This window comes from Opitutaceae bacterium, from assembly GCA_041395105.1.
Taxonomy (GTDB): domain Bacteria; phylum Verrucomicrobiota; class Verrucomicrobiia; order Opitutales; family Opitutaceae; genus B12-G4.
In genome coordinates this window covers 335,112-356,819 of sequence record JAWLBB010000003.1, presented here as the reverse complement: position 1 = coordinate 356,819, position 21,708 = coordinate 335,112, and the positions used below count along the sequence as shown (strand labels likewise).

Here is a 21,708-nt window from a genome sequence, read left to right as displayed (position 1 = left end):
GAATCGCAAATACTGGGACCTTCAGTTCGAAGAGATGTCAGGTGCCATCCCGGTGCCTGAACGGGGTTGGTTATCCGTTTATCGAATGCGTCCTGAGAGCGAGTCGAGAATGGTCTATTGCGATGCCCGGCACAAGGCGGTTTCCCGAGTCAGTGGGGTGGGCGCGTGGATCCTGGGCATCGCCGTGACGACCGTGCTGTTTCTTGCCCTTCCTTTCTTTGAATCGATTTCCGCGTATTGGCATCCGGTCCGGGAGGTCATGACCACCGAATTGTCGCTGCCGCCTCCGCCCATGATCGAGGAAGCGGAACCACCACCTCCGGAAGAGGAGGACCGGGAAGAACCTCCCGAATTGCAGGAAACGCTGGCCCGGCTCTCGCTGTCCCAGATCGAAGTGGCCCTGAATCCGGGAACGGGCGGTGTCTATCCGGGTGCCTTCTCGATGGACTTTGAAGTCGAATCGATCGATGAACTCGAGGTCATCTTCAACCTGAATGAAGTGGACCGCATCCCCCGCGTCAAATACCAGGTGGCCCCTGCTTATCCCTACAAACTCAAGGAAGCGGGGTTTGAAGGATCAGTCGTCATCTCCTTTGTCTGCGATCCCAGGGGTCGCGTGGTCCTGGCCCATGTCAAGTCATCACCCCACGTGAAACTGGCTGAAAGTGCCGTTCGAGCTCTTCGCCAATGGCGATTTGAGCCCGGAATCAAGAACGGGAAAACAGTCAGCGTGCAGATGGAGATTCCTTTCAACTTCGCGGTGGTCGCACGCAAATGGTGAGGCGTGGACGATTTCCGGTATTGCGGAAATCCCCTCGACGAAGCGCATGATTTTCGGTGACAATCGGTCATGACCAGCGAAGCAGAAAACCTCTTGGCCAGGGGACGTAGCCGACCCGTCCCGCGACGCGCCTATCGCGATGGGATCGAGCTGTCCATTGTGGGTTTCGGCGGGATCGTGGTCAACGGACAGGAACAGGGCGATGCCGATGACGAGGTGGCCCGGGCCTTTGATCGCGGGATCAATTACTTTGATGTGGCGCCCAGCTACAATGCCGGTGAGGCCGAGATCAAGCTGGGCATTGCCTTGCAACCCTTTCGGGATCGCTCGTTTCTCGCCTGCAAGACGGGACGACGGGATGCCGAGGGTGCCCGATTCGAGCTGGAGCAATCCCTGAAGAGGCTGAAGACCGATCACTTCGATCTCTATCAGTTTCACGCCGTGACCTCCCTGGAGGATGTGGAGAAAATCTTTGCCAGGGGGGGCGCCATGGAGACGTACCTGGCGGCGAGGGAATCCGGCAAGGTGCGGTACCTGGGGTTTTCCGCCCATTCCGAGGAAGCCGCGCTGGCCATGCTGGACCGTTTTCCCTTTGATTCGATTCTCTTCCCCATCAATTACGTCTGCTACGCTCAGGGCGATTTCGGGCCGGCCGTGGTGGCGAAAGCCCGGGAATTGGGGGTGGCCCGGCTCGCCCTCAAGGGGCTGGCCTACACGCCGTGGGCGAAGGAGGAGGAACGGGTCTATCCGAAGACCTGGTATCGACCGATCGACGATCTCGACCTGGTGGCCCGGGCCCTGAGGTTCACCCTGTCGGAACCGATTACGGCGGCTCTTCCGCCCGGTGAGGAGCGTCTCTTTCGCCTCGCCACGGATCTGGCGGCGGCATTCGAGCCCCTGTCGGCGGACGAGAGAACCGCCCTTCTCGAATCGGCTCGGGAAGTGGCCCCGATCTTTTCGAGCCGGTAGTCCGACTGCATCAGGAGAACGAGGCGGGATTTGCTCACCGTGCCGTATTCCAATGCGGTTTTCTTGACGCCGGGAGAGAGACGGCAAGTGTAGGCGGATGCGGTGCATTGGCTTCTCGGGTCAGCTTCTCGGGTTGATTGGGCTGGGGACGGTCCTTTCGGGCCAGCCCGTCTCCGTCCACCTGCGCAGCGGGGCGGAGATTTCCGCCGATCTGATTGACCGGAACACCGATCGGGTCGTGGTCGATCTGGGCTATTCCGTCCTGTCCATTCCCATGGCGGAGGTTCTCGATGTTTCGGAGTTGATGGAGGACGGGACGCCGGCGCCGGTTACTGGTGATGAATTGTTTCACGTCGGTGGGGAAAACCGCCTTTCCAGCGTTGCGGCCAACGTTTCGCGACTGGGTTCCGCAGTCGTCCAGGTAAGCACTCCTACGGGGTTGGGTTCCGGCTTCATCATCAATCCGGAGGGCTATGTGGTCACCAATGCCCATGTGATCGCGGGCGAATACTCCATCACCGTGACGGTCTATGAGCAGAAGGGTTCTTCCCTGGAAAAGAAGCCCTTCGATAATGTCCGCATTCTCGCCTTTGAACCCGCCATCGATCTTGCCCTGCTCAAGATCGAGTCCTCGGGAGGATTCCCTTTTGTCCCTGTATCGATCGGGGATTCCGACGAATTGGAGCGGGGCGAGACCGTCTTTGCCATCGGCAGCCCTTTGGGTCTCGAGCGTACCGTTTCACAGGGAATCGTCAGTCTTCGCTACCGTTCATTGGGAGGTCGCCTTTACACCCAGACGACTGCCCAAATCAATCCGGGCAATTCGGGAGGCCCTCTTTTCAATCTCCGGGGCGAGGTGGTGGGCGTGAACAACATGAAGGCGATGATGGTTGGAGTCGAGGGCGTCAGCTTTGCCATTCCATCGGCGACCCTGAAAGCCTTTCTGCGAAACCGTGACGCCTTTGCATTCGACGAGCGGAATCCCAACTCAGGTTTTCGCTATCTCGAGCCACCGCGACCGGACAACGGAGTCGACGCGAGATAATCTTTTCTCAAATCATGACGATCCCTTCGGGGTTTGTTCAACCCACTGCTTTTATCATGAATGTTCCATGCGCTTTGAGTATTGCCGCCGGCTTCGCCGCGGTCCTCCTTTCAACACCGGCTCGCGGCGAAGGCCGGGTTGATCTGACCGGGGTTCTTCCTGCGGAGACCGCGGTCATCCTGCGGGTCCGCAGTGTCCCGGAGGTGCGGGAGCAGTGGTCCCATAATCCGTTGGCACAGACCTGGGCCGAGCCCGAGGTGCAGGACTTTTTTTCGCCGGCGATCGAGCGTTTTCGGGAAGAGCACGACGGTGGATTGACCGAACTGATCCGCTCGGAAACCGGACTGACGTTTTCTGAATTGCTCGATCTGCTTCCCGGCGAGGTTCTTCTTGCAGTGCTCGATCTCGAGCAGCTTCTCGATGAAGATGCCGTTGAGGCGCCGATCGTCGTTCTCGCCGAGCTGGGGGAGGATACCTCGAAAATGGAGTCCCTTCTCGCACGGTTGCTCGATGAAGACGAGCAGGTCCGGGAGGAAGAATTTCAGGGTGAAACCCTGCGCATCGTCGAATCGCTCTCCGATGAAGATGATGGACCGACCCCGTCAGTCACCTGGTCCCTGGTTGACCGGGTTCTCATCCTGGGAGCGGCCAAGGCTGCGGTCCAGCAGGTGATCGATAACCTGAAGCGTGGCGGGGCGACTGATTCGCTTGCCGCTTCATCAGGTTTTGAGGCGATTCGTCAGGAGAGCCCCGACGGCCAGGTGTCCCTTATGCTGAATTTCCAGGCCATCGTTCCATCCATCGTCAGCGGGTTGAACCGGGCGGAAGCGGAGCGCGACTCGGCAGGGCCTTCTGCTCTCGCGGCCCTGGGGCTGACGCCTGAGGGCCTGATTCAGGCATTCGGCCTGCACCACCTCACCTGGGCCTACGGGATCCTGGAGATGGGGGAGACGTCGACCCGGGCGGTCTCCGGTCTCAAGTGGACCGAGCGTCCCGATCTGATGCGACTGCTGGCCTACGGGGCGCCCCCCGCTCCCAGGCCCGAGTATATTCCGGATACGTGGGTCAGCGTTTCGACCGCCCGGTTCAGCCTGAGTGATGCGTATCAGGGCCTAAAGGACATTCTGCGGAATCTCAGCCCGGCCCTGTCCGCGCTTCTGGAGATGCGGTCGGCGGAGATCAACCAGGCGCTCGGGATCGATATCGAGAGGGATCTCATCGGCAATTTCGGCGACCAGATCGTTCAGGCGGAGACTTTGATCGAGCCGGGAGCAGAGGGTGCCAGCCCGTCCCCGACCAACCAATTTTTCTCCGTTTCGATCCATGACGCCGACACCGCCCGGCGAATGATCGATGCGGTCATGGCCATGGCACCCGGATTGAGCGAGGCGATCACCAGTCGGGAGTATCTCGGCGAGACCATCTATTCCCTGGTTCCCCCGAGCCTCCCCGATATGCCCCGGCCGAGTGGTTTCTCCTATGCCATCACCAGCCGCGCCATCTTCTTTGGCGTCGGAAATTCGTCCATGGTGGAGACGGCCATCCAGGGATTGGGCGGGGCTTCGAATCCGATCTGGTCAAGTCCCAAGGTGGTGGAGGCACTCTCCCGGTTGCCTTCGGGCGAGAGCGTCATCGCGTATCAGGACACAAAGCAGATGATCGTCGCGGTGGTCAATATACTGATCCAGGCCGCCGGTCGTTTCAACCGATCCGATGAAGAAGGAGAAGCGGAGCCTCTATTCGATCCGAGTGCCAGGCCTTCGGCCGAAATCATGTCCCGTCATTGGGGGCCGATGTCGTCGGCAATCTACTTCGATCCGGATGGTGTCCGGAGCGTCGGCTACCTCATTCATGGAGATCCCGAAGAGGAATAATCACTTGATGCGTGCGTTTCTCCGATGGGGCTGCTCCCTGGCGTTGGTGGCCGCTCTGACCGTCCACTCTCCGCTGTCCGGGAATGAAGGATCGCCGCCGGTTCTCGGCGGCCCGGAGATCATCAAACTCGACTGGAACACCCGTCGACTGGTTCCGGCCGACTTCAACCAGGACGGCCGGATGGATCTCGCACTGATCAACAATGACCGGGCCCGGATCGAGATGCTCATTCAGCGGGACCCCGCGCGGGGGACTCCGCCGGCAAATCGTCGCGTGCAGACCAACCGATGGGAACCGGTGCTGGAGGATTCCCGATTTGACAAGCTTCCCCTGACTGTCGGGATTACGGTTTTTGACCTGGCCGCGGGTGATCTCAACGGAGATGGCCGGACCGATCTGGCCTATACGGGGATTCCCGATTCCCTGACCATTCGACTTCAATCCGAAGACGGCGGCTGGGAAGAGAGTCAGGTCATCGATATCGGTGCGCCCTCGCCCTATATCACCTGCCTGCTGATCGAGGATCTCGACGGCGATGACCGTGCCGACCTCATTGTCATCCTGGACAAGGACCTCGTGGTTCTCCGGCAGGATGGGGACGGGAAACTGGAAGCGCCCGAACGATACGCTTTCTCGGACGGGAGCAACCACTCGCTTCGGCTCGCCGATCTCGATCAGGACGGACGCAAGGATGTTCTCTATCTGGCATCGGACAGCCGCGATTCGCTGCGGGTCCGCTTCCAGGGCGTGACCGGGCGTCTCGGTCCGGAAAATCCCTACCGTATCGAGAATTCGATGACATCAATGGAGCTGATCAACTTTGGAGAGGGAAATCCGCCGGGGTTGGCTCATATCCGGAGTCGGACAGCCCTCCTGACGGTCGTTTCCCTGGTGGAGGATCCGGCCGTGGCCGGTGGAGTTGACGCGATCAACCCCCGGGTTTACTCGACCGGAGTCGGATCCCGCAATCCGCCGGACTACGCTTTTGGAGACATCGATGGGGATGGGAGACTGGACCTGGCGCTGACCGACCCGGATGGGGCCCAGGTAATCTGCTATTTCCAGGATGAAGTCGGCCAATTGGGAGAGGCTCAGCGTTTTCCCTCCCTGACCGACGGCCGGTCGATTGCCGCGGTGACCTGGGAGGGCATGGACCGTGCTGAAATCTACCTGGCCAGTCCGAAGGAACGCATTCTTGGGGCGACGGTTCTCGGGGACGAGGGACGCCTGCATTTTCCACGGCCGGTGGAAATCGAAGGCAAACCGCTGGCGGTCTCGGGCAGCCCCGGCCTCAAAGGATCCGGACCTCTTCTCGCGGTGGCGGTCGAGAGCGGCGGGAAGCGGAGCATTCAGTTCATGGAAAAGTCCGGGGCCGCACTGGTCACGACGCAATCGTTGGAGTTGGAGAATCTTCGGACCGATCCCAAATGCGTCCGGTTCCTCGATGCCAATCACGATGGGCGCGACGATCTGGCGGTATTTGTGCCGTTCGAAGCGCTGCGAATCCTCCTCCAGCAGGAGGACGGGACTTTCGTGGACATCTCACGCGGACCGGGCTATCGCAGCGGCCTGGTGGACAAGCTCGATCCCTCCGCCCTGACCATGGCCCGGACCAATGGTCTGGGGTCGTCAACAATCCTGGTATCCGGACCGGGATTCGCACGGGCCATCGAGGTGGACGACGAGGGAGCTCTGCAGGTGGTTGACCAGTTCAACGCCCGGGAGGCGACAACCGAGATATCGGCCGCCTTTGCGGTCGATCTGGATGGAGACAACGAGCGCGAGATCCTCCTCTTTGACCAGCGTAATCGGGAAATCGAAGTCCTCCGCCGAAATGAGCGCGGGGTTTACGTCTATGCAGATGCTGTGCCGGTCGGCTCAATCAGCCTGGTGGCGGGGCACCAGCTGGATTTTGACGGGGATGGACGGGAGGATCTCTTTTTTCTCGGCAAGGACCGTTTCTGGCTCCTGCCGATGGGAGTTCCCGGCCGGCGGGCAGAGGTTGTTTTTTCCTATGAAACGGATATCGAAAATGTGCGTTATGGGGATGTGGCGATCGGCGATCTGAACAACGACGGGATCGATGACTATGTCGCGATTGATCCCCGTCGCAATCTGATCGAGATTTTGACCCGGGTGGAGTCCAGGGTAGAGAGTTCCCTTCATTTTCTGGTTTTTGAGAGTGACCCCAATGTCAAGGCCCGGGGCAGCCAATCGGGAGAGCCGCGTGAAACCCTCGTGGTCGATCTGACTGGAGATGGCCGCAAAGACCTGGTGCTTCTGGTCCACGACCGGGTCCTTCTTTACCCGAACGAGGGGGAGTGAAGGCTTCGAGGGGAGAGGTTCTGACAGAGGCACGGAAACGTGGAAGACTCTTCAGGGACCGGGCTTCCCGAAGTCATCTGGCCGTCCGGGACAGGTGCCACGCCCTCCCGAAACACCCGGTTCAGAGCAACGCCCGGATCCGGCTCAGCAGGTCTTCGTATTTTTCCAGGGCCGGAAACTGGGGGAACGCCTTGGCCACATTGTCCGGGGACTTGAAGAGAAAACCGTGATCGGCGGCAGCCAGCATGGTGGTGTCGTTGAAGGAATCACCTGCGGCGATGACGTTGAAATGGATCTGCTTCAGCGCGAGGACGGAGTGCCGCTTCTGATCGGGCATGCGCAGCTGGTAACCGGTGATTCGATCTGCTTCGACGATGAGGCGATGGCAGAAGAGGGTGGGCCAATTGAGCTGCCGCATCAGGGGTTGGGCGAACTGTTCGAAGGTGTCGGAGAGGATGATGACCTGGGTGTCCCTGCGCAGGAAATCGAGAAAATCGACCGCTCCGGCCAGTGGAGCCAGTCCGCCGATCACTTCCTGGATTCGCGAGAGGGTGATCTGATGGGCGGCGAGGTGTTTGAGCCGATGCCGCATCAGTTTGTCGTAATCGGGCTCATCGCGGGTCGTCAGTCGCAGGGCGTCGATCCCGGTGCGTTCGGCGACGGCGATCCAGATTTCCGGCGTAAGGACGCCCTCCATGTCCAGGGTGACGATGCTCTGCTTCACGGATAGCATGTGATCGGCAATCCGGGGGGGGAGGCAAGGATGATGGTGCCCGGAAGCGAAGATTTTTGAACGCGTTGAGCGTTTCCGGCAGGGAAGGCTTTTTTGTGGGGCGCACCTCGGCGCATCCCCACGATTGAAGGAAGGTGCGGGAAGAGGCCGTTCAGTTCATGAAGTCCTGCGCTCTCAGGTAATCCAGGATCTGCTTCGAGAAGACAGCGTGTTCCTTCTTTGTGTACTTCAGCTGAGTGTAGACCTGCGCCAGATTGGTCACTCCCGATTCCTCGATCATCTTCCGGAGCTTCTCGAATCCCATGTAACGCTTCCACCCGTTGGTTTCGCGTTCCCGGTAAATATCGAGTATTTCCTGGTCCGAATAGTCGCGGTAGGTATCCCGATGCACCAAACCGTCCAAGGGAAGGCGATCGCGCGGGGCCGGGTCCTCAGCCGGATAGCCGAGTGAGAAACCCACGACCGGGACTACGTTCTTCGGAAGCTTCAGGATTTTCCCGATCCGGTCGCAGTTGGCGATGGTGCTTCCCATATAGCAGATGCCCAGGCCCCGGGCCTCCGCCGCCAAGGCCACGGATTGGGAGACGAGGGTCGCGTCGATGGCGGCCACCATGAAACCCATCATGTCGTCAAAACTGTCGGCGGCACCGCTGAGGAGCGCCCATCGGCGCATGCGGTGAAAATCGGCGCAGAAGGTCAGGAGGACCGGAGCGTCCAGAACCATGTTCTGGTTCATATGCGGTTCGTAGAGGGCCTGGCGGATCGCGCGATCCCGGGTCACGATGATCGAGTAGGTCTGCATGTTTCCCGAACTCGAGGTATGGATGCCCATCTCGAGGATTTCCTGCACGAGTGCATCCTCCACGGGATCGGGCTTGTAGGCTCGGATCGAACGCCGGCGGTGGAGGAGGTGCTTCAACTCGGTGAAGGCGGAGGGTGGGGTTTCCGGGTCTGTCATGGTCAATCGGGTTTTAGAGGAGCCCAGCCAACCTCAGACCACGTTCCGGCTCAAGAAGGGATCCGGTCATCCCCACGTTTTCGACGAATACGATGGGGCAGGCGGGCGGGGGGCATTTTCCTCACCCACCGACCGGGCCGACCGATACAAAACGGACGATGGCCCGGCCGGCCTGGCGGGATTCAGGCAGGTTGGCGGTGAACCGAACTTCCCAGTCATTTTTGGCCTCCGGATCGATGAGAACCTGGGCCAGGCCGAGTCGGCCGGGTTCGTCCTGCTCGATCCAATGGGAGTGCTTCTTCGATCGACCTTCAACGTCGAGCACGAATCGCCGGCGAGCTTCAAAGAATGCCTCGAAGGCGCTCCTGAGATCGCGCCCGGCGGACGAGAGTGTATCCGGTTCCGCATCACCAATGGCCTGGCCGGTCTCCAGGAGCGCGAGTGCGCTGTCCCAATCGCCGGTTGCCACCTGCTGGAGGAAACCGAAGACGGTCACCCGGACCAGGCGCCGGAACGCTTCGGGATCCGCGGTCACATCCATCGCTTTGAGGACCGGAGGCGACTCCAGTGGATCCGGAAGGACGGCTTCGGGATGCAACAGGCGCTCCCATTCCTCGAGCAGGCTCGAGTCGATGCCGCGGATCAGCTCCTTCAGGGTGAGCTCCATCTCGACGACCGGTTCAGTCTTGGCGTTATCGGGAACGGTCTGGGCCAGCACCTTCCAGACCTGGGAAAGGTGACGCAGGAGCAGGCCCTCGATCCGCTGGAGGCCGTATTCGCGGACATACTCGGCAAAGGACTGGCCGCGCTCAAGCATCTCGCGGGCGATGGATTTCGGACGGATGGTGTCTTCTCCGACCCAGGGATGGGCTTCCGCAAAGGCGTTGAAGAAGCCGTAAAGCAGATCCCGCATTGGCTTGGGATGCTCGATCTGGTCGAGGCGGCTCATCCGCTCCTCGTATTCGATCCCCTCGACCTTCATATCCTCGAGCTTGGCCGTCTTCAGCTTGTCCACCTGGCGCCGGAGAATCGGTTCGGGGTCCTCGACAATCGATTCGCAGAGCGTGAGGACATCGAGGGCGTAGGTGGTGCTTTCCCGGTCCAATTCCCCGATGACATCGATCAGAAAGAGGGACAGGGCCTGGTGCAGGGAGAAATCGGTCTGGAGGTCGACATTGACCCGCAACTTGCGGCCGGACGGTTCCGGCGGAATCCATGCCACGATCTCCCGATCGAGAAGGGCGCGGAAGAGCTGCCAGGCCCGGGTTCGAAGGCGCTTTTTCGAGATGTCCGATTCGTGGGAGTCCGCGATCAGGTCGCGCATGACGCGACAACCGTCACCTTCCCGGCTGAGGACCTGCAGGAGCATGCCGTGAGAAACGGAGAACTGCGAATTGAGACCTTCCGGCTCGGCTGTCTGCAACTTTTCAAGGGTCTTGGAATCCCAGCTGACGCTGCCGTCGGGCGGGCGGCGCTTGACCAGTTTGCGTTTCTTCTTCGGATCGTTGGCCGCCTTTTCCTCGGCCCGTTTGTTCTCGATGACATGCTCGGGCGCCTGGACCACGACATAACCCTGATCGTCGAAACCCTTCCGGCCGGCCCGTCCGGCGACCTGTCGGAAATCGCGGACGGTCAGGACGGCGGCCTTTCGCCCGTCGTACTTCCAGAGTTGGGTGAAGAGAACGGTCCGGATGGGCACGTTGATGCCGACCCCGAGGGTATCCGTTCCGCAGATCAACTTAAGCAGACCTTTCTGGGCCAATTGCTCGACCAGTATGCGGTAACGCGGGAGAAGCCCGGCATGGTGGACTCCGATTCCGCTGCGCAGCCAGCGGCGCATATCCTTTCCATAGGGACTGGTAAAACGGACCTCTTCAAGAGCGGTGGCCAGGGCCGCCTTTTCCTCGCGGGAGGAGACGTTGAGGCTCATCAGGCTCTGGGCGGCCTCGGCGGCGGCGCGCTGGGTGAAGAAGACGAGATAGACCGGGGCCCGGCCCTCCGTGACGAGGGCGGCGACCCTTTCGGTCAGGGGAGTATCCGAATACTCGAAGGCGAGCGGAACCGGCCGGCGGTCGCTTCGAACGGTCAGGGTGGTGCGGCCGGTGACACGTTCGAGGTCCTTCTCGATTGCCGCTGTCGAGCCCAGGGTGGCCGACATGAGAAGAAACTGCGAGCGGGGCATGGTGAGAAGCGGAACCTGCCAGGCCACCCCGCGTTCCGGATCCGAATAATAGTGAAATTCATCCATGATGACGGCACGGATATCGCCCCGGTCTCCGCCGGCCAGGGCCAGATTGGCGAGGATCTCGGCGGTGCAGCAGAGAATCGGCGCGGATGGATTGACGCTGGCGTCGCCAGTCATCATGCCGACATTCTCCGGACCGAAGTCGCGGCAGAGAGCGAGGAATTTCTCATTGACCAGGGCCTTGATCGGACAGGTGTAGATCGAGCGCTCACCGGCGCAGAGCATCTTGAAATGGAAGGCGGCCGCGACGAGGGACTTTCCGGATCCGGTCGGTGTATTGAGAATGACATTGCGGTCCGCAAACAACTCGAGAATCGCCTCCTCCTGTTCGGGATAGAGGGCGAGTCCCCGCTCCGCCATGACGGCAATGAAGCGATCAAGGACGAGATCGGGTGGGGGCTGGTCCGGGAGCGGCCCCAGAGGGGCGTCGGATCGCGAGTGGAAAGTCACGCAGATAGCAGGGCGCATGTGGCCCCCACTGACAAGCTCAGGGTCGACGCAGCAGGGGACGCAGAAGGGGTCATTGCTTGACTCTTGACAAAAGCGATTCTGCTTTTGTCAAGAGTCAAGCAATGACCCCTTCAGGACAAAAAAAGCGCCCGACCGGAAAGGTCGGGCGCTTGAGAGCTGAATCAGCTGGATGGGTTGGACTACCAGCGGTCACCGCCGCCGCCGCCGCCGCCGCCACCGCGACGATCGCCACGGTCGCCGCCGCGGCCGCCACGGCCACCACGGCCGCCGCCACCGCCACCACCGAAGCCACGGCCGCCGCCACCACCGCCACCGTATCCGCCACCACCACCACCGCTGCGTTCTTCGCGCGGACGGGCTTCATTGACGGTCAGGTCACGGCCACCAACATTCTTACCGTGAAGCATGGTCACGGCTTTCTGGGCCTCTTCGGCGCTGCTCATGGTGACAAAGCCAAAGCCGCGCGAGCGGCCAGTGAACTTGTCCTGAATGATGACAACATCGGTGACGGCACCAGCTTCTGCAAAAAGATCCTGAAGATCCTGTTCGGTCGAATCGAAGGAAAGATTTCCAACGTAGAGTTTCGTAGACATTACTGAGTTTTGCGAATTACGGAGCTCTTGTGTAGCTTGTTTCCGACCGTCGGATTTCAAATTGCCACTGCACTTCCGCGGGTTTCTCCGCCTCTGACCACAACTAGCAATCTACCAATACCCCCATGGGCTCTGAATTTGCGAGGCCCACTAAGCACAGGTCCCGATGGGAGTGCAAGCATTGAATTTTACACGCCTGAGCGGGCGATCTTTTCCACCAGGGTTTGACAATGTGAACAGATGTTCACTATATTCAATGGATGCTTCGAAAAGAAACAGGGAAAGCGACGGTCGGGCAGCTGCGCGAGCTGCTCCAGCAACGCTTTCCCCGTTGGGAGCCGGCGGTTGTGGCAGGGCTGGCCACCGGGATTCCGGGGATTGATGGTCCGCTGGGGGGCGGACTGCCCCGGGGGGCTGTTTCCGAAGTGGTGGAGGCGCGGGCCGGGGCCGGGGGGCAGCTGATGCTGACCGCCCTCCTGGGGGCCGTCCGCAAGAAGCATCGCTTCCTGGCGCTGGTGGATGCGATGGATGGTTTTGATCCCCAATCGACCGAGCCGGATCTCCTCAGGCATCTGCTCTGGGTGCGCAGCGGTGGAGTGACTCCGGCCCTCCGGGCGGCCGATCTGCTGGCCCGGGACAATAATATGGCGGCTCTTGTCATCGACCTGCGGGATGCTCCGGATCGGGAATTGCGGCGCATCCAGTCCACGGTCTGGTTTCGTTTCCAGCGGGTGGTGGAGACGACGGAGATGGCTCTGGTGGTGATGACCCCGCATGCCCTGGTTTCCAGCGCCCGGATCCGTCTGCAGCTCGATCATCCCCTTTCACTGGCCGCCCTCGACCATCCCCGCCGGGACCTGCTGACCATCCTGGCCCCGGAACTGAATCTGCGGCGGCAAGCCGCACAGCCCGCGGAAGCGGCGGGCTGAAGTCAGAAAGCCGAAGTAAATTTTGGAATCAACCGTAACCGACAGCCACTTCCTTCAGTTCACCACTCATGAATCTTCATTCCCTTTTTTCTTCTCCGCGCCTCTGCGTCACTGCGCGATGAATGAATCCGAAAGCCTGGTCAACCAATGGAGTGAGATTTGGGTTCTCGCACAGAGGTGCAGAGATCGGGCTTCTGAAAATGAATTCATGCATCAAGCGAAACTGTTTCATCCCGTGCATCACTCCTGACTCTTCTTTTCCCGATCTTCCATCTCCGTTGCGAAGCAACTCACATGTTTGCCGTTCTATTGATTCCTGATTTTGCCCTGCAGGCGTTCCTGCGGGCCCGGCCGGCGCTGGTCGGGCGTCCGGTGGCGCTGTTGGCCGATGAATCGCGCAAGGCGCCGATCCTCCAGGTTTCAGCTGCGGCCAGGGCTTTCCGGGTCGAGCCCGGCCTGACCGCCACCCAGGGGCTGGCCCGTTGCGGGAGTCTCGATCTCCACTACCGCTCACCTCCGGCCGAGGCGGCGACCGCCCGGGTTCTGCTCGATGCCGCCTTCACCCTTTCCCCCCGGGTCGAGGCGACCGGTGAGGGGCTCTGTACGATCGGCCTGGACGGGGTTGATCTGACCCGGCTGGAGGCCCGGGCGGGCCGGTTGGTTCATCGATTGGAGATGATGGGGTTGGCGCTCCGCGTGGGTATATCCGATACCCCGGACCGGGCCGGATTTGCGGCGCGTTGCGCCTGTCCGGTTCTTCGGGTTGATCCGGGGGACCCCTTCCTCGAGCGGATCCCGCTCGCCATGATTGAACCGCCTCCCGGTCTGGCCGGAGTCCTTGATCAGTGGGGGATTCGTACCCTGGGGGCCTTGACTGCCCTGCCGCGCCCCGAGATCGGCCAACGCCTGGGTGAAGCCGGCCTGGATCTCTGGGACCGGGCTTCCGGCCGCCGGGAGAGAGTTCTCCGGCTGGTGACGCTGCCCGAGACCTTTGAGGAGACGTTGGAGCTGGAGCATGAACTGGAGACGCTCGAACCGCTCGTCTTTCTCCTCCGGCGGTTCATCGATACCCTGGTTCTGAGGCTGGAGGCCTCCGGACTGGTGGCCGAATCCCTCGGGCTCTACCTCAAACTGGTTGATGACTCGATTTACCGGCGCTGGTTTCGCCTGCCGGAGCCGACCCGCAAGGCGGAGATTCTTTTCCGGATGCTCCACACCCATCTGGACCAGGTGCGGACGGAACATCCGATCACCGCCGTCCATCTGAGGATCCGGCCGGGGCATCCGCGGGCGCGCCAGCAGGGATTGTTCGAGGCGGACCTGCGAGATTCTCACCAATTTGCCGAAACCCTGGCCCGGGTCATGGCGGTGACCGGTCCGGACCGGGTGGGGACTCCCCGGATCGAGGATACCCACCGGCCCGATGCCTTTCGCCTGGAGCCGCTGGCCACGGTGGTGGGCGAGGAGACCGGGGAATTCTCGCCACTGCCCCCGCTCGGCCTGCCCCTGCGGCGCTACCGGCCGGCCCGACCTGCCGAGGTGGATTTGTGTGATGGCGTTCCGGATGCACTCTTCAGCCCGGAGGTGCATGGTCGGATTCGGGAGTGTCGGGGGCCCTGGCGGTTGTCGGGTGACTGGTGGGAGGCTTCCCGGCAATGGGCCTGCGAGGAATGGGACGTGGAACTGGTCGCGGGCGGCGTCTACCGGCTCGCCCGGGAGGCCGGCGGCCGCTGGTTTCTGGAGGGAGTGTATGGATGAAACGGAAACCATTTCATCCATGGGAGATGGCAGATGTGAGATGGAGAAGAAGAGGGCGGAGGGCATTGGGAAAACTGCAGCCGCACCGCTCTGTCGGCGTTCCCGACCTGTCCCGGCACAGGGGATGTTGTCGGGAAGAATCCTGAATCAACGGAACCGCGGCAGAGCGCGGTTGCCGCACCAAACCAAACGTAGCATGCACGAATGGCGCTTAGTTAAGGGTGCTTGTCGTTGTTTTGTCTCGGACAACCGTTGCGGCTGGCCGGGGACGTCCAGCCCTACCACGGATGCTCTGATTTCAGTTGGTAGGGCGAGGGCCTCCGGACCCGCCGTCGAAGAGCAGTCAACACCTCGTTGGCTGATCCGACTCTTTCGCTAACTAAGCGCCAAACGTAGCATGCACCCGTTTGTTTTGTTTTTTGCTACGTAGTATACTACGTTTTGTTTTCCACCCGCCTTTCTTCCATCTCCGTTGCGAAGCAACTTCCATGTCCTACATCGAACTCCATGCCCGCAGTGCCTTCAGTTTCCTGCGGGGGGCATCCCGTCCGGAGGACATGGCGGCGAGGGCCGCTGCGGTGGGTCTGGCCGGCGTGGCGTTATGCGATCGGAACGGCTTCTACGGGAGTGTGCGCTTCCATCAGCGCTGCCTCGAGGAGGGCATCCGGCCGTTCGTGGGTTGCGAGCTCACCCTGGAGGACGGAAGCGTGGTTCCGCTCCTGGTGGCTTCGGCGGAGGGCTACCGGAAGATCTGCCGCCTGCTCACCACGAGTCGCCTGCGGGCCCCCAAGGGTGAGGGACGCATCTGCTGGGATGAATTGTCCGAAGTGGCCGGAGGGGTCATCGCCCTGACCGGCGATGAGGAAGGGCCGGTGATCCGGGCCTGGCGTGAGGAGGGCGGCAGGGCGGCGGCCGAGCGGATCGGGAGGCTGACCCGGGCCTTCGGGGCGGACCATGTCTACGTCGAGGTGCAGCGGCACCACCGGCGTGGCGAGACAGCCCGCAATCGGTTCCTGGTCGACCTGGCCGGTAGTCTGAGCCTGCCCCTGCTCGCGACTAATGGCCCGGCCTATGCCACGGCCGATCGCCGGGAGGTCCTCGATGTCTTCACCTGCCTGCACCAGAAAACAAACCTGGACCTGGCCGGCCGCCTGCTCGAGGCGAACAGCGATCGTCAGATCAAGAACAGCACGCAGATGACGGCGCTCTTTCGTGATCTCCCGGAGGCGATTCTCAACACGGAGCGCCTGGCCGGGCGTCTCGACTACACACTGGAGAATCTCGGCTACGCCTTTCCCGATTATCCGGTCCCGGACGGGGAGTCGATGGACAGTTTCCTGACCAAGCTCACCTGGTTCGGGGCGGAGCAGCGTTATGGCGGCCTGACCCCGCCGATCCGCCGGCAGCTCCGGCATGAGATGGCCCTGATCACGAAACTGGGGTTCAGCGGCTATTTCCTCATCGTCTGGGACATCGTCAATTTCTGCCGGGAGCGCGGGATCATGGTGCAGGGCAGGGGCAGTGCGGCCAACAGCGCGGTCTGTTACAGCCTCGGCATCACGGCGGTTGATCCGATCGGGGGGCGCTTGCTTTTCGAGCGTTTCCTCTCCGAGGGGCGCAAGGGGTGGCCGGATATCGATCTTGATCTGCCGAGCGGGGACCGGCGGGAGCAGGTCATCCAGGAGGTTTATCGGCGCTACACCCGGCGGGGGGCGGCCATGACGGCCAATGTCATCACCTATCGGGGGCGCAGCACGGTCCGGGAAGTCGGCAAAGTGCTCAACCTGCCGGAGGAAGCGATGGACCGCTTTTCCAAGCTCTATGCGCATGGTGACTTCCCCCACACCCTGGAATTGCAGGAACAGCTGCGCCAGTCCGGCATCGCCGGGACCCACCCACGGGCTGCCGCCCTCGTCCGGCTCTACCAGTCGATTTACGGGCTGCCCCGGCATCTGGGCCAGCATTCCGGCGGCATGATCATCTGTCAGGGGCGACTGGATACGGTGGTCCCCCTGGAGAACGCCGCCATGCCCGATCGCAGCGTGGCCCAATGGGACAAGGACGATTGCGAGGACATGGGCATGGTCAAGGTCGACCTCCTCGGACTGGGCATGATGGCCGTTCTGCAGGACGCGATCGAGGTCACCCGCGACCGGGGGCACCCGGTGGACCTGGCGCATATTCCGAAAGATGATCCGGCCACCTTCAAGATGCTCCAGGAAGCCGACACCATCGGGGTCTTCCAGGTGGAGAGCCGGGCCCAGATGGCCACGCTGCCGCGGATGAAGCCCGAGACATTCTACGATCTCGTCATCGAGGTGGCCATCATCCGGCCGGGGCCGATCCAGGGCAAGATGGTCAACCCCTACCTGGAGCGAAGGGCCGGTCGGCAACCGGTCCATTATATCGATCCGAGGCTGGAGCCGATTCTTGAGCGGACCCTGGGGGTGCCTCTATTTCAGGAGCAGATGCTGAAGATCGCCATGGTGATGGCGAACTTCTCGGGATCGGAGGCGGAGGAGTTGCGGCGGGCCCTGAGTTTCCACCGCTCGCAGGAGCGGATGGACAAGGTGAAGGTGAAGTTGCGCAATGCTCTGGAGAAGAACGGTGTCCAGCCCAAGGCGATCGAGGAGATCACGGCGGCGATCAGTTCCTTTGCCCTCTACGGTTTTCCCGAATCGCACGCCATCAGTTTCGCCCTGCTGGCCTATGGCAGTGCCTACCTGAAGGCCCATCGGCCGGCGGAGTTCTATGCCGCCCTGATCAACAATCAACCGATGGGGTTCTACTCCCCGGCCACCCTGGTCCAGGATGCCCGCCGCCACGGGGTGCGCACCCTTCCGGTTGACGTGACCCTTTCGAACTGGGAGTGCACGGTGGTGGATGACTCCACCATCCGGCTTGGACTCTGCGTGGTGGAGGGTGTGCACGAGGCTTCCGGGCGGGCGATGCTCGAAGCCCGTCGGCGGCAACCGTTCAAATCGACTCACGACTTCCTGCTTCGCACCGGTTTCAGTCGACATGAGCGACGGGCCCTTGCTTCGGTGGGGGCACTCAATGCGTTGAGCCGGCACCGGCGGGCGGCCCTCTGGGCGGTCGAAACCGATCTGAATGCGGACGACCTGCTCACCCCGGCCATGATGGTGGCGGAAGAGTCGGGCCGGGCCGGTTACGTCGCCGGTTCCGCCGAACTTTCCCCCCTGGAGATGATGACCCACCTGGAGCGTCTGCGGGCCGACTACCGGGGAATGTCCCTGACCACCGGTGCGCATCCCATGAAGACGATGCGGCCACGCATTCCTCATGTCCGGACGGCCGCATCCCTGGTGGATGGGCCCAACGGATCCCGGGTGACCGTGGCCGGCGCGGTCATCTGTCGTCAGCGGCCGGGTACAGCAAAGGGGTTTGTTTTTGTCAGCCTGGAGGACGAGACCGGCATCTCCAATGCGATCGTCAAGCCGGACAAGTTCGAGAAGGAGCGCCTCATCATTGTGCAGGAACCCTTCCTCAGTATCACCGGGCGCCTGCAGATCCACGACGGGGTCATCCATATCATGGCGGAGAAGATCGAGCCCCTCCTCAGTTTCGAACTTCCCCCGGAAGCCTCCCATGACTTCCATTGAAACCCGCAACGCGGGTTTCAATGGCCAGCGCCAGCACATCACGAAGTGATTTGCGAGAGCGATGTTGCCGCAACGCGGGTTTCAATGGCCAGCGCCAGCGCATCACGAAGTGATTTGCGAGAGCGATGTTGCCGCAACGCGGGTTTCAATGGCCGGCGCCGGTTCCGCTGCGATGGAGAGTCTCATGATCTTTCCGGGGTTGAATCTTGGGCGAGGCGCCTGTCTGGCGTTGCCAAGCGTCCACACCGGACCCACAGTGTGCTTGGGCAAATGGAAGCGCCTGGCGGACCTTGCGGCCGATCCGCAGTTCTGCCTGTTGGATTCGCAAATCAGACCCCGAAGAAAATGAGCCTCCCAGAAGACGAAGCGTGGTTTCCGGCGAAGAGGTATGGCTACGGCTGGGGGTTCCCCGTTCGCTGGCAGGGTTGGGTGGTTTTTGTCCTCTACTTTGCCGTGATCCTGGCAGCCGGCGGGGCTTTTGCGCGAACGCGGCCCGGAGTCTTCCTGGGATGCATGGCGATTTCCACCGCGCTCCTGGTGGCCGTCTGTTCGCGGAAAGGGGTGGCGCCGAAATGGCGCTGGGGTGGCACGGAAGATGGTGACGACAAGACCTGACCCGCCACCCGGGCCTGTTGCCACCCGAGGCGTAGCCCTTCGAATCTGCCCGCAAACCTTCATCAGAGAAAGAACCTTACCATGGAACCAACGATCACCTGTGGAAAACAGTACGCATTGAACGCCGACCTGACCGGCTCACGTTTTGAGGATGTCTGTCTGGTCGAAGCGGAGTTTGAAAATGTGAATCTCTCCGGCGCGACGCTGCACGATATCAATATGAGTGATATCACCGTCTCAGCGGCGCAGTTGGGCGGGGCCAAGTTCAAGCACATCGGGCCACCGCCTGACGAGGACGGGAAGCAGGAGCGGCAGAGGCCCGTTACCTTTGAAGAGATGATGCTCTGTGACAGCATCTTCCGAGGAGTGGACCTGACCAACGTGAAGATCGTTGAATGCGATGTTGCCGGAATGACCATCGATGGGGTTCTCGTCAGTGATCTCATTGCCGCCTACGAGAGCCAGCGGAAGGCGCGGAATCCATGAATGCCAGATGTTTTGCCTGTGGTGCGGTGGTCGAGGGGGATGACGTCGACACGGTCGTCGATGCGTTCGCGGCGCACGGTCGCGCGAATCATAAGTGGTCGTATCCGGAAGAGGCGATCCGCAACTACGCCCGCAACTATGCCGAGGCAAACGAGCGACTCACCGGGTCCACGGAACGGCTGCCCGAGATCGGCGAGGTCACAGTGCGCCGGGTGACCGAGAACCAAGTCGACGACTGGCTCCGTTTTTTCGACCACGAAGGTTTCGCGGGCAACCCGGACTGGGCTTCGTGTTATTGCCTGGAACCGCATGTACCATCGACGCCCGAGCAGCCCGAACTTCCATGGCGGGCGAAACGAGCGTCCATGGTCGAGCGGATCCGGAATGGTTCAACCTTTGGCTATCTCGCCTACGCCGATGGTCATCCGGCCGGTTGGGTCAATGCCTCGATGCGCTCGGTTTGTGGACTCTACCGTCTGGTTGATCCCGACGGACCCGATCCAGCGACCGTGATCTGTGTGTCGTGCTTTGTTGTTGCTCCTCCGTTTCGCCGGCATGGGGTCGCCGCGGCCTTGCTGGATCACGTGATTGCGGACGCTTCCAATCGTGGTGCGCTGTGGATCGAGGGGTATCCCCACAACAAACCCGAAGGAGACGATGCAAGCCATTTCCGCGGCCCGCGGTCGATGTTCAACGCCCGCGGATTCGAAACCATCGAGGTGCGGGAACGGGACACCGTGATGCGCCGGCTGGTCGACAGGAAAGGTGCCTGAGAGGCATGTTTATCAGCCTGAACCCTGATGCGGTGGCTCTTGGGAAGATGGACCCCGACCTCCTCCTTTCGTCGGCACTTGCCTGCGGGTTCGAAGGGATCGATTTTCCGGTTCATGCGGTCGGGTCCGTCCACGAGGCTCGAGAGCTTTCCCGTCGTGCTGCCGATGCCGGCATGAAGTGGGGGCTGTTTCCGCTGCCCTGTGATTTCCTTCGGGTCGACGATGATTCATTTCGGGCGGGCATGATCCGCCTGCGGGAGGTTTTGCCGGTTGTCGAGGCAGCAGGGTGTTCCAGGACCTACAATCACGTCTGGCCCGGCAGTGACGACCGGGACTACGACAGGAATCTCGCATGGCATATCGTCCGCCTGCGGGATTTGGCTTCGATCCTCAACGACCGTGGAATTCGCCTGGGGATCGAGTTCATCGGTCCGAAAACACTCCGGGATACGTTTCGTTATCCCTTCATCCGGAGCCTTGAAGAAGCGCTTTCGCTGATCGATGCGGTGGATCGTGACCTGGGCCTGGTTCTCGATTGCTTTCACTGGTACACATCCGGGGGAACACTGAGAGATCTGGAATCGGCGATGGCGGGACGTCCTGTCGTGAATGTCCACGTCAACGACGCCACGGCCGGAAGAACAAGGGATGAGCAGCAGGACCTCGAGCGCCGGATGCCGCTGGAGACAGGATTGATCGATGCGACGGCGGTCTTGCGCGTGCTGGACCGCCTTGGTTATGACGGACCCGTCATCGCGGAACCCTTCAATCCGCACCGGGCCCGATTTGCGGGATTGCCGCCGCAAGCGGTGCTGGCAGAGGTTGGCAGCATCATGAAGGCTCTATTTGCGGCAGCGGGCGTCCGAAGCGAATCATGAAATCCATCACTTTGATTACAGGTGCGCCCGGCTCGGGCAAGAGCACCATCAGCAAGCTCGTGGCGAAACGGCTGCCTCGGTGCCTGCTGATTTCCGTTGATGATCTGCGCGAGATGATGGTTACCGGCCTGGCCACCCCTGATCAGGGCATAACGGATGAAGGGATCCGGCAGTTTCAAATGGCCCGTTCCGTCGCCATTCACATGGCCGGGGTCTACGCGGCTCAGGGTGTACACGTCATCATCGACGATGTCTGCGTTCCCCATATGTTTGCGGATCATTACGCTCCGATGTTGAATAATGGAGGCGGGCGAGGGGTCATGCTGATGCCCGACCGAACGACCATGGTCGAACGGATCAGGCAACGGGGCGGACCGTGGGATGCGGTCTTGATCAACGGGATTCCGGAAATCTATGATTATCTCGAGCCATTGCCCAAGGACGGCTGGATCGTTCTGGATACGGGCGACTGGACGGTCGAGCATACCGTGCAGGTCGTCATTGAGCGCCTGGGTCTCGAACTTGATGAACCGGCTCATCCGGTCGACCCCGGGATTCCGGACGACGGGCAGCTTGAAGCTTGAGGGCGGGAATCCGGTGGGGTTGGATCGGAGTAGAGGAATACTGGAAGGACGAAGGATGATCAGTCCG

17 protein-coding genes are annotated in these 21,708 nt (G+C 61.4%); 13 read left to right on the top strand and 4 right to left on the bottom strand.

Annotated features, from left to right (window positions below; genetic code table 11):
• The first annotated feature begins 85 nt into the window (after window positions 1-85).
• From R3F07_13070 to R3F07_13050, 5 genes are all read left to right on the top strand, one after another.
• The gene (locus R3F07_13070) at window positions 86-781 is read left to right on the top strand and encodes an energy transducer TonB (GenBank protein MEZ5277307.1); all 696 of its coding nucleotides are present in this window, start codon (window positions 86-88) and stop codon (window positions 779-781) included.
• 69 nt (window positions 782-850) lie between these two features.
• A complete protein-coding gene (locus R3F07_13065) occupies window positions 851-1,750 on the top strand; it encodes an aldo/keto reductase (protein MEZ5277306.1) in 900 nt (299 codons plus the stop codon).
• Window positions 1,751-1,847: 97 nt separating this feature from the next.
• Window positions 1,848-2,795, top strand: a complete 948-nt coding sequence (locus R3F07_13060) for a trypsin-like peptidase domain-containing protein (protein MEZ5277305.1) — start codon at window positions 1,848-1,850, stop codon at window positions 2,793-2,795.
• 56 nt (window positions 2,796-2,851) lie between these two features.
• The gene (locus tag R3F07_13055; protein ID MEZ5277304.1) at window positions 2,852-4,669 is read left to right on the top strand and encodes a DUF3352 domain-containing protein; all 1,818 of its coding nucleotides are present in this window, start codon (window positions 2,852-2,854) and stop codon (window positions 4,667-4,669) included.
• Window positions 4,670-4,676: 7 nt separating this feature from the next.
• On the top strand, window positions 4,677-6,995 hold the full coding sequence (locus tag R3F07_13050; protein ID MEZ5277303.1) for a VCBS repeat-containing protein: 2,319 nt from the start codon (window positions 4,677-4,679) through the stop codon (window positions 6,993-6,995).
• Window positions 6,996-7,116: 121 nt separating this feature from the next.
• On the opposite strand, the gene thrH is transcribed toward R3F07_13050, so the two are convergent.
• From thrH to R3F07_13030, 4 genes are all read right to left on the bottom strand, one after another.
• Window positions 7,117-7,728 (bottom strand): bifunctional phosphoserine phosphatase/homoserine phosphotransferase ThrH, encoded by a 612-nt coding sequence (thrH, locus tag R3F07_13045; GenBank protein ID MEZ5277302.1) that lies wholly within the window; start codon window positions 7,726-7,728, stop codon window positions 7,117-7,119.
• 151 nt (window positions 7,729-7,879) lie between these two features.
• A complete protein-coding gene (locus R3F07_13040) occupies window positions 7,880-8,686 on the bottom strand; it encodes a nitroreductase family protein (protein MEZ5277301.1) in 807 nt (268 codons plus the stop codon).
• A 121-nt stretch (window positions 8,687-8,807) separates the two neighbouring features.
• Entirely contained in the window at window positions 8,808-11,381 is a 2,574-nt protein-coding gene (locus R3F07_13035) for a DUF3516 domain-containing protein (GenBank protein ID MEZ5277300.1), read from the bottom strand.
• A gap of 200 nt (window positions 11,382-11,581) precedes the next feature.
• Window positions 11,582-11,995 (bottom strand): RNA-binding protein, encoded by a 414-nt coding sequence (locus R3F07_13030; GenBank protein ID MEZ5277299.1) that lies wholly within the window; start codon window positions 11,993-11,995, stop codon window positions 11,582-11,584.
• A gap of 260 nt (window positions 11,996-12,255) precedes the next feature.
• On the opposite strand from R3F07_13030, the gene R3F07_13025 reads away from it, so the two are divergent.
• The 8 genes from R3F07_13025 (at window position 12,256) to R3F07_12990 (ending at window position 21,641) form a co-directional block, all read left to right on the top strand.
• Entirely contained in the window at window positions 12,256-12,924 is a 669-nt protein-coding gene (locus R3F07_13025; protein ID MEZ5277298.1) for a hypothetical protein, read from the top strand.
• Between the two features lie 294 nt (window positions 12,925-13,218).
• Window positions 13,219-14,682: a hypothetical protein gene (locus R3F07_13020; GenBank protein MEZ5277297.1), complete on the top strand. Its 1,464-nt coding sequence runs from the start codon at window positions 13,219-13,221 to the stop codon at window positions 14,680-14,682.
• A 488-nt stretch (window positions 14,683-15,170) separates the two neighbouring features.
• Window positions 15,171-18,305 (top strand): error-prone DNA polymerase, encoded by a 3,135-nt coding sequence (locus tag R3F07_13015; GenBank protein MEZ5277296.1) that lies wholly within the window; start codon window positions 15,171-15,173, stop codon window positions 18,303-18,305.
• 345 nt (window positions 18,306-18,650) lie between these two features.
• On the top strand, window positions 18,651-18,920 hold the full coding sequence (locus R3F07_13010) for a hypothetical protein (protein MEZ5277295.1): 270 nt from the start codon (window positions 18,651-18,653) through the stop codon (window positions 18,918-18,920).
• Window positions 18,921-19,001: 81 nt separating this feature from the next.
• A complete protein-coding gene (locus R3F07_13005; GenBank protein MEZ5277294.1) occupies window positions 19,002-19,406 on the top strand; it encodes a pentapeptide repeat-containing protein in 405 nt (134 codons plus the stop codon).
• Entirely contained in the window at window positions 19,403-20,179 is a 777-nt protein-coding gene (locus R3F07_13000; GenBank protein MEZ5277293.1) for a GNAT family N-acetyltransferase, read from the top strand. The genes R3F07_13005 and R3F07_13000 overlap by 4 nt, the downstream gene beginning before the upstream one ends.
• A 5-nt stretch (window positions 20,180-20,184) precedes the next feature.
• Window positions 20,185-21,057 (top strand): sugar phosphate isomerase/epimerase family protein, encoded by an 873-nt coding sequence (locus R3F07_12995; GenBank protein MEZ5277292.1) that lies wholly within the window; start codon window positions 20,185-20,187, stop codon window positions 21,055-21,057.
• The gene (locus R3F07_12990) at window positions 21,054-21,641 is read left to right on the top strand and encodes an AAA family ATPase (GenBank protein ID MEZ5277291.1); all 588 of its coding nucleotides are present in this window, start codon (window positions 21,054-21,056) and stop codon (window positions 21,639-21,641) included. The genes R3F07_12995 and R3F07_12990 overlap by 4 nt, the downstream gene beginning before the upstream one ends.
• Window positions 21,642-21,708 lie beyond the last annotated feature (67 nt).

What these genes read in the sequence shown, in the direction of transcription:
- R3F07_13030 (MEZ5277299.1), bottom strand. Translation starts at nt 11,995, where the DNA reads ATGTCTACGAAACTCTACGTTGGAAATCTTTCCTTCGATTCGACCGAA.
- thrH (MEZ5277302.1), bottom strand. Translation starts at nt 7,728, where the DNA reads ATGCTATCCGTGAAGCAGAGCATCGTCACCCTGGACATGGAGGGCGTC.
- R3F07_12995 (MEZ5277292.1), top strand. Translation starts at nt 20,185, where the DNA reads ATGTTTATCAGCCTGAACCCTGATGCGGTGGCTCTTGGGAAGATGGAC.
- R3F07_13070 (MEZ5277307.1), top strand. Translation starts at nt 86, where the DNA reads ATGCGTCCTGAGAGCGAGTCGAGAATGGTCTATTGCGATGCCCGGCAC.
- R3F07_13065 (MEZ5277306.1), top strand. Translation starts at nt 851, where the DNA reads ATGACCAGCGAAGCAGAAAACCTCTTGGCCAGGGGACGTAGCCGACCC.
- R3F07_13055 (MEZ5277304.1), top strand. Translation starts at nt 2,852, where the DNA reads ATGAATGTTCCATGCGCTTTGAGTATTGCCGCCGGCTTCGCCGCGGTC.
- R3F07_13000 (MEZ5277293.1), top strand. Translation starts at nt 19,403, where the DNA reads ATGAATGCCAGATGTTTTGCCTGTGGTGCGGTGGTCGAGGGGGATGAC.
- R3F07_13015 (MEZ5277296.1), top strand. Translation starts at nt 15,171, where the DNA reads ATGTCCTACATCGAACTCCATGCCCGCAGTGCCTTCAGTTTCCTGCGG.
- R3F07_13060 (MEZ5277305.1), top strand. Translation starts at nt 1,848, where the DNA reads ATGCGGTGCATTGGCTTCTCGGGTCAGCTTCTCGGGTTGATTGGGCTG.
- R3F07_13005 (MEZ5277294.1), top strand. Translation starts at nt 19,002, where the DNA reads ATGGAACCAACGATCACCTGTGGAAAACAGTACGCATTGAACGCCGAC.
- R3F07_13050 (MEZ5277303.1), top strand. Translation starts at nt 4,677, where the DNA reads ATGCGTGCGTTTCTCCGATGGGGCTGCTCCCTGGCGTTGGTGGCCGCT.
- R3F07_13025 (MEZ5277298.1), top strand. Translation starts at nt 12,256, where the DNA reads ATGCTTCGAAAAGAAACAGGGAAAGCGACGGTCGGGCAGCTGCGCGAG.
- R3F07_13020 (MEZ5277297.1), top strand. Translation starts at nt 13,219, where the DNA reads ATGTTTGCCGTTCTATTGATTCCTGATTTTGCCCTGCAGGCGTTCCTG.
- R3F07_13040 (MEZ5277301.1), bottom strand. Translation starts at nt 8,686, where the DNA reads ATGACAGACCCGGAAACCCCACCCTCCGCCTTCACCGAGTTGAAGCAC.
- R3F07_13010 (MEZ5277295.1), top strand. Translation starts at nt 18,651, where the DNA reads ATGAGCCTCCCAGAAGACGAAGCGTGGTTTCCGGCGAAGAGGTATGGC.
- R3F07_12990 (MEZ5277291.1), top strand. Translation starts at nt 21,054, where the DNA reads ATGAAATCCATCACTTTGATTACAGGTGCGCCCGGCTCGGGCAAGAGC.